Origin of the sequence: Allocoleopsis franciscana PCC 7113 (assembly GCF_000317515.1) — a bacterium.
Lineage (GTDB): Bacteria > Cyanobacteriota > Cyanobacteriia > Cyanobacteriales > Coleofasciculaceae > Allocoleopsis > Allocoleopsis franciscana.
Genome location: NC_019738.1, coordinates 5,967,825 through 5,982,157, shown reverse-complemented (window position 1 = coordinate 5,982,157; position 14,333 = coordinate 5,967,825). Strand labels below are relative to the sequence as shown.

Sequence of the window (14,333 nt, the reverse complement as noted above, 5' to 3'; positions counted from 1 at the left end):
CTTTCCAGCCTCCATTTCTAGAGCTTGGCTCCATGCGTCAGTGGTGTCACTCGCTGGACATCGGTGAGAACACCATTCCCTTGGATTTCGAGCAAGGGCGGTTTCACTTCTATCTTCACAACTTGGGCCGTATGAATGACAACCGTGCTATCAAACAAGTGCAGGGTCAACCAGTCTTGGTTGAGTAAGCCATCGAGTTGCATCTGGAAAGCTTCTGGAGTTTGGGGAATATCAAAGGATTCTGTTTCACCACTCTGGTAGTGAAAGGTAACTTGAGTGAAACTGTCAGCACTTTGCATCGTATTCTTAAACTCTGTATCTAGTGGTTGCCAAAAAAGCGATTGAGTTAGCCTTAATCAGGCTCAGGCTGCTCATTGTATCTCTTGAGTCTCTTAGGAAACAATTGACCTTCAGGCTCTCCGGAGCGAATGCTTGTCAATATTCTATGTCCTGCGAGTTCTTTCTAGAACCTATGGCTTTGAATCTACCAGATACCAAAAATAACTACAAGCGGATAGCGTTTATCTCTGTATTTTTTGTTCAAATTTAAGTGATGTAATTAATGTTTTGTTTAAAACTTAACCGTTTTCTTGAAGTTGTTTCTGAAACAGATATTACTATTAAGGCTTATATTTTTGATTCAATTATTACTTTAAACTTTATCTGGTAATCTGATTTTTTAAATTTATACCTAATCAATCCCTGGTCAATCTAGCCACCAAGCCAAATATTATGCTTTTGCAGGATGACTGAGTCTGATAAATTTGATAAACAAAAATTCTCTGACAGGAATTTAATATCTTTTAATCGTACCCAAAAATTAAAGTCGTTAATATCTATAGATAAGAAATAAATGAACTGACGGGAAAGAATACAAAAGTAAGTCCTGTATTCGGATTCAGGAGCAGTATCCTAGTAAAAAGGAATTAGGCTCAATGAGCAAGCAATGTAATCCTTGATTTCAAGACATTAGTATTGAGATCGAGCAACCTCAACAAAATAAAATCAAGTTATGACGCACAACCTGATAAAACGTCAATCCTTGAGCAGAAGAGTGATCATGTTTCTCAAGCTGTTTGGATTAACGCTACTGGCAGTTGGCATCGCCATTGGGATTGCTACCCATCCAGCCTTAGCAGAGACATCTTCTGCTGCTAGGGGATTCAATCTCCAGGACATGTTGCGGAACACATTGGCAAGGATTAACAATCTGGGTCGTGTGGGAGCGATCGCGTATATTGCACTCTATATTATTGCTACGGTAGCTTTCTTACCTGGCTCAATTGTTACCCTCGGAGGCGGCGCAATCTTTGGTGTCGTCTGGGGTTCACTCTACGTTTTCATCGGTGCCGTGCTGGGAGCCACTGCCGCTTTCTTCATCGGACGGTACTTAGCACGGGATTGGGTTTACAAGCAAATCGCAGGCAATGAAAAATTTCGTAAAATTGACGAGGCTGTGGGTAAAGAAGGATTCAAAATTGTTTTTTTAACGCGGCTCTCTCCCATTTTTCCATTTAACTTGTTGAACTATGCTCTGGGAATTACGGGAGTTTCCTCCAAAGACTATCTCCTGGGCTTCCTGGGTATGATTCCGGGTACAGTAATGTACGTTTACCTCGGTTCCTTGGCGGGTGCCTGTGCCCTGATTGGTACCACAGCTCAGCCGAGCAACTCTGCTATAGAGTGGACGATGAGGATTATTGGTTTTGTCGCCACGGTTGCGGTTACGGTTTTTGTCACTCGAATTGCTCGGAAGGCTTTAGAAGAGAAAGTTTCTTAGTTCCTACCGTTGTTGTCCTCAAAATCTTAAGAGGTACGATTTCCATGCTCTAGGATTGGGGAGAACGCGGTGAATCAAATAACCCATCCAACCGGGAAGAGGAAGCCTCTTTTTTTCTTAACTACCCATGTCAAATTCAGCATTCGAGAATGTTACCGTCGCACCGATGGATGAGTATAACCAGACATTGGTTTCTCACGTTCATCCACCGGATTGGGTTAATCCTAAACCCGCTAGCTGTTACGACTTAGTGGTGATTGGCGCGGGTACGGCTGGATTAGTCGTGGCGGCAGGTGCGGCGGGTTTAGGCTTGGGTTTGAAAGTTGCTTTGATTGAAAAGCATCTAATGGGTGGGGATTGCTTGAATGTGGGGTGCGTGCCTTCCAAGTGCATGATTCGATCTTCTCGTGTGGTTGCCGAGATGCGAGAAGCAAAAAACTACGGGGTGCATGTCCCAGAAGAGATTCAAGTTGATTTTCCTGCCGTAATGCAACGGATGCGTAGAATCCGGGCAAGTATTAGTCCTCATGATTCGGCGGAACGTTTCCAACAGCTTGGGGTTGATGTCTTTTTGGGTAGTGGTCGTTTTTTGAGTGACAACACGATTGAAGTGGGGAGTGAGACTCTCCGGTTTAAGAAAGCGGTGATTGCGACGGGGGCTAGGGCAGCACGATTATCGATTGAGGGGATGGAAGAGGCGGGGTATCTGACGAATGAAAGTGTTTTTTCCCTTACCGAACGACCAAGCTGTATAGCATTGATTGGGGGTGGCCCCCTTGATTGCGAATTAGCTCAGGCGTTTCGGCGTTTGGGGAGTGAGGTGGTATTGTTCCATCGCAGTTCTCATATCTTGAATAAAGAGGATGCCGACGCGGCGGAAGTTGTTCAGAAGGTGTTTATTCGGGAAGGAATTCGCTTGGTGCTGGGTTCTGAAGTGAAGCGGGTAGTCAAGTCGAGTGAAGGTAAGACAGTCTATTTTACCCATCAGGGTCAGGAGGAGTCGATTACGGTTGATGAAATTTTGGTGGGTGTCGGACGTGCTCCTAATGTGGAAGGGCTGAATTTAGATGCAGTTGGGGTAGAGTACGACCAGAAGCAAGGGGTGAAGGTGAATGATTACCTGCAAACGACGAACCCCCGAATTTATGCCGCAGGCGACATCTGCATGAACTGGAAGTTTACTCATGCGGCGGATGCGGCGGCACGGATTGTGATTAAAAATACTTTGTTTTCACCGTTTGGTTTAGGACGTTCTAAACTGAGTAGTTTGGTGATGCCTTGGGTCACGTATACTGACCCAGAGGTTGCCCATGTGGGATTGTATGAATGGGAAGCGAGGGAAAAGGGGATTGCGGTAGAGGCAATCGCCATTCCTTTAAGTCAGGTGGATCGAGCGATCGCAGATGGTGAGGAGGAAGGGTTTGTTAAAATCCTGCACCGGAAGGGTTCGGATCAGATTTTGGGGGCGACGATTGTAGCTCGTCATGCGGGTGAGATGATTTCGGAAGTGACGACGGCAATTGTGGGTAAGGTGGGTTTGAGCCGGTTAAGTGGTGTGATTCATCCTTATCCTACTCAGGCGGAAGGGATTAAGAAGGCGGCGGATGCTTATCGTCGCACGTTGCTCACGCCGAATACTAAGCGGTTTTTGGGGTTGTTGACGAAGTTGTCGTAATGTAGTGTACGTTTTGTCGGTGTCTTTTGGGCGATCACAATCTTCTCCTATTCTCTTGCTCCTCCCTTAGCCAGTCTGAGTTTTACAATTATTGATAAAGTTTGATGAGAATTCTGAGAAATAATTAATGACGCATTCTACCGATATTGCCACCTTAGCCCGTTGGATGGCTGCTGATTTTAGCAATCAAGAGCAAGCGTATGCTAATCCCCCGTTTTTCGCCCATATTCGTGTTTGTATGCGTCCCCTGCCTCTGACGCTGCTGGATGGAGTCAGTTTTTTTCTGGAACAAGCCTACGACTATGCGCTGAATCAGCCTTATCGGTTGCGAGTATTAAAGTTAATGGAGGTAGGCGATCGCATCGAAATTGAAAATTACAAAGTTAAGGACGAAAAACCATTCTACGGTGCCTCTCGTGACCTGGCACGCTTGCAAACCCTACAAGCCGAACAGTTGGAGAAACTCCCCGGATGTACGTTCCAAGTTGAATGGACGGGTAACAGTTTCAAAGGTGAGGTTGAACCGGGTAAGGGTTGTATGGTGTTGTGGAAGGGTGAGGAAACCTATCTCGACAGCATGTTCGAGATTGATGAGAATAAATTTATCAGTCGCGATCGCGGACGCCACCCCCAAACCGATGAACATATTTGGGGTTCGATCGCTGGGGAATTTCAATTTGCCCGTTGGGCGAGTTTTGCGGATGAGGTAAAGGTTTAAAAGGCTTTTTGCCTCAGTGATGCGTTAGTTAATGAATACAGGTTTTCTGTAGGGGCAAGGTAGAATTGCCCCTGCGGTGTGGTTTATGGAACTGAGAACAGCGATGATTTGCGGCAATGAGCGATCGCTTTTTGAGACTCAAGTCAGCGAGACTGTGTTCTGCAACTGGCTCTCATTTTTGCATATCTTCTGATGAGTTCAGAGATATAGATGATTGTGCAAGTATTTTGCCAAGCTGCTGATAGAGGATTGTTTGTATGCGATCGCGTCCCAAGCATCTCAGTTTCATTGCTGCCACCCTGCTACTGTCCCTGACTTTTCCCTTACAACTGAGTGGAATTCATCTAAGCATCTCAACGGCTATAGCCGCAAAGTCAACTCAAGACTCTGAGATTGAGAAAGATAAGTTTTCTGTAAAGACTTTTCCAAGGGTGAATAGGGGAACGTTTCAAACTGCTAGTAGTCCTAGTGCTGTCGAGAAAGAAACTTCTTCCGATGAATTACAACAGCGACTCGAAGAACTTCAAACAACTTTAGTTATTCAAAGAAAAAATGGCGATCGCGCTGGTGAGGTAGACACCCTCAACAAGATAGCAAAAACACTTGGATACATTGGTAATGCTTATTTTAAAGCAGGTAAATATCGCCAGATAGAGGAATTATTTCGTCAAAAGCTAGAGAGTTTTAGAAAAATTGGTGATGGTGAAGGCGAACAACTAATTCTTGATGTAATGCGCCGTCACCTAAAACAAAAATGGCAATTTCAGGCAGCCTTTGGCGTAGCTAGGGATATCTCTTTGCGTCGTAGAAAACTATCTTGGCAAGAGCAGTTATCAATAAGCCAGCTAAATTTATTTATCAGTCAAGAAATTGGTGATCGCAAGGCTCAACAGCATAGTCTCCACAGTATGGGATGGGTTTATCGCAATTTGGGTCAGTACTCTCAGGCACTAGGGTCGTATCAACAATCATTAGCGATCGCTAGAGAACGTAAAGTTAAAGATCACGAATTATTTTTACTCATTGAAACTGGATTAATTTATAATGATTTAGCTCAATATGAGCGAGCTTTAGAAGTTCTCGATCAAGCACTATCTATTCTACCCTCCGTAAAAGTAAGCGAGGAATTAGTAGTACCAATTAGTTATCTAGAACCTTTTGCGCTCAATCAAATTGGATTAATTTACAAAAAGTTAGGACAGGTTGATCGGGCACTACAGTTCTTTCAACAAGCCTTATCAAAAGAAAGCTTCGAGAGACATCATATTTATAACAACATTGGATTAATTTATTTTGAAAAAGGTCAATATACTCAAGCTTTAGAAGCCTATCAAAAGTCTCAAGAATACGGAAATTCAGGTGATCTTAGTGCATCAGGATTCATTCTTAATAGCATCGGCTTAGTTTATGCCCAAACGGGAGACTATACTCAAGCTTTGGAAGCTTACCGCAAAGCCCTCGCACTTTTCAGAGAATTCAATGATCGCCCAGGAGAAAGAACCACCCTCAGCAATATCGGTTCCCTACTAGAAAAACAAAATCAGCCAGAACTAGCGATCGTCTTCTACAAAGAAGCTGTCAACATCACCGAAGCCATCCGACAAGACTTGCAAAAATTAACTATTGAGGAACAGAAGGTATATACCGAAACTGTTGCAGATAATTATCGCTCTTTAGCCAACTTATTACTCTCCCAAGGACGAATCCTCGAAGCACAGCAGGTATTAGAACTCCTCAAAGTTCAAGAGTTACGCAACTTCACCAAAGATACTCGCACTGGAGGTAAAGAAACTCTTGGCATTATCACCAACTTCACCGAATCGGAAATCCTGAAAACTCACGGAACTCTAATTGCCTTGGGACGTAAGATTGAAGAATGCAAGCAATGTGCAGAACGTAGTAAACTGTTAGACCAACGTGAGGCTGTCGCCAAAGAATTTGAAGATAACGTGCGATCGCTTGAACAAGAAATTAGCCGTCGTCGTGAAAAAGATAAAGCATTTCTTGACCCCAGCACTCTTGGAGGCAATGCCGAAGCTATTGTTTCCGAACCCGGAACAGTACTAATTTATCCTTTGGTACTCGAAAACAAACTCTGGATTTTATGGGCATCTAAAGGTGGCATTACTAAAAGTATAGAAGTTCCTCAAGTCGGATTAAAGCAACTTAGCGAGAAAGTTGTACAATTTCGCCAACTTCTACAAAACCCCAACTCTGATATTGCTGAACTCAAAGCAACAGGGAAACAACTCTATGACTGGCTGCTTCCCCCATCTCTGCAAAAAGAACTCAAGAAAAACCAAATACAAAATCTCGTCTTTTCCCTCGATCGCGTTACTCGCTACATTCCCATGAATGCTGTGTTTGATGGAGAAAAATATTTAACCGAAAACTACAATATCTCCACTATTATCTCAGCTAATTTGACCCAAATGGGTGAGCGCCTACCTCCCGGAACTCAAAATACCTCAGTTTTAGCAGCAGGACTATCCGAAGCCAAAAAGGGATTCAATCCTCTGCCCAATGTACCTGCCGAACTGAATGCGATCATTCGCCAATCCCCTACAGATACTCAAGGTATTTATCCAGGATTACAGTTACTCAATCAAGGGTTTAATCGTAAAGCCTTACGGGATAATTTAGCCGATCATTTAATTCTACATATCGCCACTCATGGAAAATTTGTGCCCAACAATGCCTACGCTTCCTATCTGTTGCTGGGTGATGGCGAAGAACTCCCCATTCCTGAGATTCAAAATATGCGGGATTTGAACCAAATTCATTTGGTGGTACTCTCTGCCTGTGAAACGGCATTAGGAGAAACTGGACAAGACGGCACCGAGATTACTGGACTTAGCTACTACTTTCTCGAAAAGGGAGCTAAAGCCGTGATGGCTTCTCTGTGGCAAGTGAACGACAAGAGTACGCGTCTGTTGATGGAGCAATTCTACAGCACCTTAGCCAAGGGTACAGCACAATCTCCCATCACCAAAGCTCAGGCACTGCGTCAGGCACAACTGAGCCTAATCCGGAGCGATCACCCCAAGGGAGGTACCGTTAATAATCCTACCTCTACAGCGAATACTGATTTTCGAGGTCTAGGTGCACAACCCATTCCAGGAAGACAATCGACTACTAGCAACGCTTCAGGGTTTTCCCATCCCTACTACTGGGCACCCTTTATTTTGATTGGCAATGGTTTGTAGACTCACCTCTGTCTTGACAGTCAAAAGTTAAAAGTCACGCCGGAAAGAAGAATAACTTAGTCTTAAATGTGTTAAAACACGTTATTTCCGTAGCAGAATTTACATCCCCAAGATGGTTGAGACGGTACCCAAACCTGGTAAATTACCGAAGTAGCGGTAAGTAAAGTTTTTTGAGCAATTATGAAAGTCCTGGTTATTGGCGGGGATGGCTATTGCGGTTGGGCAACCTCACTTTATCTTTCCAACAAAGGCTATGAAGTCGGTATTATCGATAGCTTGGTGCGCCGTCACTGGGATCTGGAATTAGGCGCGGACACTTTGACACCCATCGCACCGATTCAGCGACGCCTGCAACGTTGGAAAGACCTCACCGGTAAGTCGATTGACCTGTTTGTGGGCGATATTACCAATTATGAGTTCCTGATCAAAGCACTCCATCAATTTCAGCCAGAAGCGATCGTCCACTTTGGGGAACAGCGTTCAGCACCCTTCTCGATGATTGACCGCGAACACGCTGTACTCACTCAAGTTAATAATGTCGTAGGCACCCTGAATTTACTGTATGCCATGCGACAAGATTTCCCCGATTGTCATTTGGTGAAGTTGGGGACGATGGGTGAGTATGGTACGCCGAATATTGATATTGAAGAAGGCTATATTACCATCGAACACAACGGGCGCAAGGATACCCTCCCCTATCCCAAACAACCCGGAAGTTACTACCACCTGAGCAAAGTTCACGATAGCCACAATATCCACTTTGCTTGTCGAGTTTGGGGATTACGCGCCACTGACTTGAATCAGGGGGTTGTCTATGGTGTCCTCACCGAAGAAACGGGCATGGACGAACTTTTGATCAACCGCTTAGATTATGATGGCGTCTTTGGCACAGCCCTGAACCGCTTCTGTATCCAGGCCGCCATTGGTTATCCCTTAACCGTGTATGGTAAAGGCGGACAAACTCGCGGCTTCTTGGATATTCGGGATACAGTGCGCTGTGTGGAAATTGCGATCGCAAACCCCGCCGATCCCGGTCAATTCCGCGTGTTCAACCAATTCACTGAACTCTTCAGCGTGGGCGATTTAGCCGCGATGGTACAAAACGCAGGCACAAAAATGGGACTTGATGTCAGCGTTAACCACATCGATAACCCCAGAGTTGAGCTAGAACAACACTACTTCTATGCCAAAAACACCAGTTTGTTGAGTCTAGGTTTAGAACCTCACTATCTCTCTGACTCCCTACTCGATTCCTTACTCAACTTTGCCCATAAATATCAGCATCGTGTGGACAAAAACCAAATCCTACCCAAAGTATCCTGGCGTCGATAGGTGAAAACGCCGACACTAAAGGGGTAATCGTTTTGGCGATTACCTCTGTTGTTTGAGGATGGAATTGACGTGAATATAAAACAGGTTGTCCTCTTACTATTTGTCGTGCTGCCAGGATTGAGTGCGTCGGCGGTGAGTGCCTACTACCTATTTCCAGATTGGACAGAACTCGACAAGAGTCATAGAAATTATCAGAAAATCGCTCAATCTCCAACGTCTCGCGAACGCGACTTATTGATGGCTCAAGCAGCGGAGAACCGACACAGAATGAATTGCTTTGCTGAAGGCATAGGAGTCCTTCTCGGTGGGGTAATCATGGCGATTGGAATTCATGGCCTGTGTACCCTCCCTAATCAAGAAAAGACATCTTGAAATGAAATCAATTTTAACTACAGATAGCCCCTAATCCTCATGAGAATTGCTCTATTTACCGAGACCTTTTTACCCAAGGTTGATGGCATTGTAACTCGACTTTGTCACACCGTCGAACATCTACAACGTAACGGTGACCAAGTCCTGGTTATCTCCCCAGATGGCGGACTCACAGAATACAAAGGCGCTAAAATTTACGGCGTCTCTGGCTTTCCACTGCCTTTATATCCAGAATTGAAGCTAGCCCTACCACGCCCGTCCATTGGGGTCGCTTTAGAGCAGTTTCGACCGGATTTGATTCATGTGGTCAACCCGGCTGTTTTAGGGTTAGGTGGGCTGTATTATGCCAAAACCCTGCAAATTCCCTTGGTAGCGTCTTACCACACCCATCTCCCTCAGTACCTCCAACATTACGGACTAGGGATGCTTGAACCGGTGATGTGGGAGTTAATTAAAGCCAGCCACAATCAAGCCCAGCTCAATTTGTGTACCTCGACGGCAATGATTGAGCAGTTGAGAAAGCATGGTATCCTCAACTTGGACTTGTGGCAACGAGGCGTTGATACAGAAACCTTTCATCCCAGCTTAGTGTCCCAGGAAATGCGCTCGCACCTCTCTCAAGGACACCCCGAAAGCCCTATCCTCCTCTATGTCGGGCGTCTTTCGGCAGAAAAAGAGATTGAGCGGATCAAGCCCGTTTTAGAAGCCATTCCCAACGCCCGTCTCGCCTTAGTGGGAGATGGCCCCCATCGTAGCGCCCTGGAAAAACACTTTGCAGGCACACCCACCCATTTTGTGGGCTATCTCACCGGAAAAGAACTGGGTGCTGCCTTTGCCTCCTCTGATGCCTTTGTCTTCCCCTCGCGCACAGAAACCCTAGGATTAGTATTACTCGAAGCCATGGCAGCGGGTTGCCCTGTAGTCGCTGCACGTTCTGGGGGTATCCCTGATATTGTCACTGATGGGGTGAATGGATACCTGTTTGACCCGGCTGATGAACAGGGTGCCATCACCGCCACTCAACGTTTGTTAGAACGGCAAGAAGAACGGGAAACCCTGCGGCAAAATGCAAGGGCGGAAGCCGAACGTTGGGGCTGGGCGGCAGCGACACGCCAGTTGCAAAATTATTACAGAGCTGTAGTTTTATCCCAGTCCATGTCATCAGCCGCATGATCTTTGCTCAGGGCTAATACACTTGGCTGATGGTCTGGAGAGAGTTGTTATAGCCCACTAAACTAACGATGTAGGGTGCGTCTCGACGTACCCTAGTGCAACGCTGCAAAAATTTTCCACCACTTCAATAGTCAATAGAATTAAAGAAAAGCTTGCTTCTCCGTCCTCACGCTTAGCTCCGGCTCCGCTCCCCAGCTCCCCCGTTCCCCACAATTGGGTGTATCAACCCTTGTTTTACTTTCAAGGAGTGGATACATTCGTAGGTAGGACTACTGATATTCAGGAGTTCTAGTTCACAAATGTTATCATTTAATCTTTTAGGTGTCATACCATCTTTTGACTACGGGCGCGCATCTTTCGGTCTGAGTCACCTTGTTTTACGGCTCTCAAAATTTGCCTCATCTCCCCTAGAAAGTCACCCCCATCCATCTGTGCACGCTGGATTACACGACAGTTGTTAAACAGCCATTACTATGACACTCTCTAACGTTGGTAGCATTCTGGCTAGCTTGACCCAGTTAACCCAACTCAACCGGACAAGTGCCCTGACTCACCGCGTCAAAGACTTATCCGTTCCGGAATTCATCTGCTTGTTGGACTTTATCACCGCTGAATTTCAGCAATTTCTCCGGGCGATCGAAATGATCAACAACGAAGCCCTGGAAACCATGTTAGAGCAGGTGATGGATGCCTTCACCCTAAAAATTGGTCAAATCCTACAAGCGGATCGCACAACTATTTTCCTGGTTGACGCTGACAAAGGTCAACTCTGGGCAAAAATTCCCCAAGCCGAAACCAGCAAACCCCTAGAAATCCGAATTCCTCTGAATGTGGGTCTAGCGGGTCATGTGGCAACAACAGGAGATTGTCTTAATATACCCGATGCCTACAATCATCCCTTATTTAATAAAGAAGTAGACGAACGCCCCGGCTATCATACCCACACCCTCTTGTGTATGCCCATTCTCAGCAGCAGCAAACAAGTGGTTGCGGTGGTGCAGTTGTTAAACAAAGCAGGGGGTATGCCCTTTGATGCCGACGACGAACAGCGATTCCGGGACTTTGCCGCCTCGATAGGCATAATTCTGGAAACCTGTCAATCCTTTTACATGGCGGCTCGCAACCAACGGGGTGCGGCGGCACTGCTCAAAGCCACAGCTTCTTTGGGTCAAAGCCTCGATTTAGAAGCTACCCTCCGTCTGGTGATGGATCAGGCTCGTGATTTAATGCAGGCAGACCGCAGTACCTTGTTTATGCTGAGCAAGGAGACGGGCGAACTTTGGAGCAAGGTGGCAACAGCAGATGGGTCAGACTTTGTCGAAATTCGCATCCCGGCTAATCGTGGCATTGCAGGTTATGTAGCCTCCACAGGTCAAACCCTGAATATCCCCGATGCCTACAAAGACCCTCGCTTCGATCCCACCACCGACAAACGAACGGGTTATGTGACTCGCAACATTCTCTGTATGCCGGTCTATAACTCTAAGAACGAATTGATTGGGGTAACTCAGCTCATCAATAAGCAGCAAGGCAGCTTTAGCAGTTCGGATGAAGAGTTCATGCGAGCGTTTAATATTCAGGCGGGGATTGCCTTGGAAAACGCCAAGCTGTTTGAAAATGTTCTGATCGAAAAACAATACCAGAAAGACATTCTGCAAAGCCTCTCCGATGCTGTGATCTCCACCGATATGCAGGGGCGGATTGTCACTATTAATGACGCGGCTCTGGCGTTACTAGGTTGTCCCCACACGAGCAAGGACAGTAAAATCCAGAAGTTGTGGGAATATAAACTGATGGGTCGCTACGTTTGGGACGTGGTACCCATCGACAATCTCAAGGAGCGCCTCCAGGGCAGCCTGACAACCGGGACTAAACATTATGTGCCAGAGCAAAATTTGACCCTTGGTTTGTATAAAAGTCCGGGACGCTCAAGCCTCAATGGTCATGGGACGTTGGGGAATAGTGCGGTTTTAAATTGGGAAAAGGGAATGGGGAGTCGAGCAGAGTTTACGACTCCTTACGGAAGTCCTGAAGGCGATGTGTACATCCTGGCACTCCCGAAAAGTGATGACCCCAATGTGTTTATTCCTTGGAATGAAACCCCTTGGGATTCCAACGCCTCAACCTACTTGTCGAATGAGCAAGTCCGGGAAATTGAACGCAGTATTAACCTAACCGTTAACCCCTTGACAAATCTAGAGGGAACGGTGCGGGGGGGACTGGTGGTGTTGGAAGATATGACACGGGAAAAGCGGATGAAAACCACCATGTATCGCTACATGACCCCAAGAGTTGCCGAGCAAGTGATGGCGCGGGGTGAAGATAGCCTGATGGTGGGTGAGCGCAAGGATGTCACAATTCTATTTTCTGACATCCGAGGCTATACAACACTGACAGAGAATCTGGGAGCGGCTGAGGTGGTGTCGCTGCTGAACCAGTATTTTGAAACGATGGTGGAGGCGGTATTTAACCACGAGGGAACCTTAGATAAGTTTATCGGGGATGCTTTGATGGCGGTGTTTGGTGCCCCCCTACCCTTACAAGAAAATCATGCTTGGATGGCGGTGAAGTCAGCCTTGGATATGCGCTGGCGCTTAGCGGCGTTTAACCAGTCACGCATGTTGACCAACCAACCTTTAATCCGGATTGGGATTGGGATTAGTTCGGGAGAGGTGGTTGCTGGTAATATTGGTTCCCAAAAACGGATGGATTATACCGTGATTGGGGATGGAGTGAATCTGAGCGCACGGCTGGAAAGCGCCACCAAAGAGTATGGCTGCGATATTATTTTAAGTGAATATACTTATGCCTTGTGCCACGAGCGCATCTGGGTACGCGAGTTAGATCGAATCCGGGTTAAGGGCAAAAACCAAGCCGTTAGTATTTATGAGTTAATTGGTGAATCCGATGTACCCCTTAACGACAGCACGAAACGGTTTTTAGATTTTTACGCCGCAGGACGCCAAGCTTACCTCAACAGAGACTTTGAAAAAGCTCTCACCTATTTTGAGCAAGCTTACCCCTTAAAGCCACTCACTGACCAAGCCGTCTCAATCCATCTAGACCGAGCAGCCTACTATCGTAACAATCCCCCCCCAGAGTGGTGGGATGGCGTTCACACGCTGACAACAAAATAGAAAGGATGAAATCTCAACAACCTTTCCTTTTTTCATCCTTGGTGCTTAATCATTCATCCTTCCTCGTTTTCCCCTGCATCACCTTGGAATGGGTGCTGACCAATCGAGAGTTGCTTTTTAGTGCGCTTTAACTGTTTCCAAAGTTCTTTAATTTGGGAGTAAGCCTCTTCTGGCGAAAGTTTACCACCGGTTTCTAGATTACAGATATAATTTACCCGTTGCGTAAACTCCTGTAGGTTGGCATTAAAAACCAGATTTTCGGGTTTGACCTGACCGTAATAGCGACTGCGAGGGTATAAAAAATCAAATTTATCAGCCATAGCTATCTCCTTATGTTTAAAATTCGCCGATTGAGGTGAAACTCTCTCAATTTCCTAATCGGCATAACCCAAGACATTTTCACATTTCAATAATTTTAGCCAGCCTTAGAGGAATTGGAACCTTTTACTTCAGCACAGTAGCTTAAAAATCTATTTTCTACTCTTTATATATATGCTGGATAAATCTATCTAAATCAATAGTACTTTTACGGTATTTATTTTTATAGAGCAACCCCAGCAACAGCATTTTTCCAGTGAGTTTTCGGATGCCAGAAATGCCTGTCTCGGATAACGGCTCTCCATCTAGGTCATCTTTACAGATGTGAGTGTAAGCCTTGCCTACCAAAGACAACAAATCGCTCTATAATTCTCCAGTATGAAAATGATGTATAAAATCCTATTTTACTCCTGACAGACTAAAGTCGTTCATGACTCTATTGAGGTTTGTTATACCAAGTCACACAATTCCTGATACAAATTATTTCCATTATGCCCCTCAGTTCCTCTGCTGCCCGTAGTTTGAACGCTAAGCAACTTTAAGTGAAATGGTATTAAACGAGTGTGAATTTGTTCATTAGGAGGTGATAGGCAGGAACATTAGTACTGGTACCCGATGTCAA

General features: G+C 45.7%; 10 protein-coding genes. 8 read left to right on the top strand and 2 right to left on the bottom strand.

The annotated features are described in order from the left end of the window. Positions 1 to 17 precede the first annotated feature (17 nt). On the bottom strand, positions 18 to 299 hold the full coding sequence (locus MIC7113_RS24515; RefSeq protein ID WP_015184890.1) for a hypothetical protein: 282 nt from the start codon (positions 297 to 299) through the stop codon (positions 18 to 20). A 761-nt stretch (positions 300 to 1,060) separates the two neighbouring features. Between MIC7113_RS24515 and MIC7113_RS24505 the strand changes: the two genes are divergently transcribed. The 8 genes from MIC7113_RS24505 to MIC7113_RS24470 all read left to right on the top strand — a co-directional run bounded on the left by MIC7113_RS24505 (position 1,061) and on the right by MIC7113_RS24470 (position 13,393). Beyond that, positions 1,061 to 1,780, top strand: coding sequence for a TVP38/TMEM64 family protein (locus tag MIC7113_RS24505; protein ID WP_015184889.1), 720 nt, complete (start codon positions 1,061 to 1,063; stop codon positions 1,778 to 1,780). 127 nt (positions 1,781 to 1,907) lie between these two features. Continuing rightward, positions 1,908 to 3,455: a mercuric reductase gene (locus MIC7113_RS24500; protein WP_041780205.1), complete on the top strand. Its 1,548-nt coding sequence runs from the start codon at positions 1,908 to 1,910 to the stop codon at positions 3,453 to 3,455. A gap of 127 nt (positions 3,456 to 3,582) precedes the next feature. Beyond that, on the top strand, positions 3,583 to 4,173 hold the full coding sequence (locus MIC7113_RS24495; protein WP_015184887.1) for a chromophore lyase CpcT/CpeT: 591 nt from the start codon (positions 3,583 to 3,585) through the stop codon (positions 4,171 to 4,173). A 257-nt stretch (positions 4,174 to 4,430) separates the two neighbouring features. Next, positions 4,431 to 7,379, top strand: coding sequence for a CHAT domain-containing protein (locus MIC7113_RS24490; RefSeq protein WP_015184886.1), 2,949 nt, complete (start codon positions 4,431 to 4,433; stop codon positions 7,377 to 7,379). Positions 7,380 to 7,559: 180 nt separating this feature from the next. Then, positions 7,560 to 8,711, top strand: coding sequence for an NAD-dependent epimerase/dehydratase family protein (locus tag MIC7113_RS24485; protein WP_015184885.1), 1,152 nt, complete (start codon positions 7,560 to 7,562; stop codon positions 8,709 to 8,711). A gap of 69 nt (positions 8,712 to 8,780) precedes the next feature. Then, positions 8,781 to 9,083 (top strand): hypothetical protein, encoded by a 303-nt coding sequence (locus MIC7113_RS24480; protein WP_015184884.1) that lies wholly within the window; start codon positions 8,781 to 8,783, stop codon positions 9,081 to 9,083. Positions 9,084 to 9,122: 39 nt separating this feature from the next. Further along, complete coding sequence (locus tag MIC7113_RS24475) at positions 9,123 to 10,256, top strand: glycosyltransferase family 4 protein (RefSeq protein ID WP_015184883.1); 1,134 nt, start codon at positions 9,123 to 9,125, stop codon at positions 10,254 to 10,256. A 473-nt stretch (positions 10,257 to 10,729) separates the two neighbouring features. After that, the gene (locus MIC7113_RS24470; protein WP_015184882.1) at positions 10,730 to 13,393 is read left to right on the top strand and encodes a GAF domain-containing protein; all 2,664 of its coding nucleotides are present in this window, start codon (positions 10,730 to 10,732) and stop codon (positions 13,391 to 13,393) included. A gap of 53 nt (positions 13,394 to 13,446) precedes the next feature. Here MIC7113_RS24470 and MIC7113_RS24465 read toward each other — a convergent pair whose 3' ends face one another. After that, entirely contained in the window at positions 13,447 to 13,713 is a 267-nt protein-coding gene (locus MIC7113_RS24465) for a DUF7219 family protein (protein WP_015184881.1), read from the bottom strand. Positions 13,714 to 14,333 lie beyond the last annotated feature (620 nt).

What these genes read in the sequence shown, in the direction of transcription:
- MIC7113_RS24515 (WP_015184890.1), bottom strand. Translation starts at nt 299, where the DNA reads ATGCAAAGTGCTGACAGTTTCACTCAAGTTACCTTTCACTACCAGAGT.
- MIC7113_RS24505 (WP_015184889.1), top strand. Translation starts at nt 1,061, where the DNA reads ATGTTTCTCAAGCTGTTTGGATTAACGCTACTGGCAGTTGGCATCGCC.
- MIC7113_RS24500 (WP_041780205.1), top strand. Translation starts at nt 1,908, where the DNA reads ATGTCAAATTCAGCATTCGAGAATGTTACCGTCGCACCGATGGATGAG.
- MIC7113_RS24495 (WP_015184887.1), top strand. Translation starts at nt 3,583, where the DNA reads ATGACGCATTCTACCGATATTGCCACCTTAGCCCGTTGGATGGCTGCT.
- MIC7113_RS24490 (WP_015184886.1), top strand. Translation starts at nt 4,431, where the DNA reads ATGCGATCGCGTCCCAAGCATCTCAGTTTCATTGCTGCCACCCTGCTA.
- MIC7113_RS24485 (WP_015184885.1), top strand. Translation starts at nt 7,560, where the DNA reads ATGAAAGTCCTGGTTATTGGCGGGGATGGCTATTGCGGTTGGGCAACC.
- MIC7113_RS24475 (WP_015184883.1), top strand. Translation starts at nt 9,123, where the DNA reads ATGAGAATTGCTCTATTTACCGAGACCTTTTTACCCAAGGTTGATGGC.
- MIC7113_RS24470 (WP_015184882.1), top strand. Translation starts at nt 10,730, where the DNA reads ATGACACTCTCTAACGTTGGTAGCATTCTGGCTAGCTTGACCCAGTTA.
- MIC7113_RS24465 (WP_015184881.1), bottom strand. Translation starts at nt 13,713, where the DNA reads ATGGCTGATAAATTTGATTTTTTATACCCTCGCAGTCGCTATTACGGT.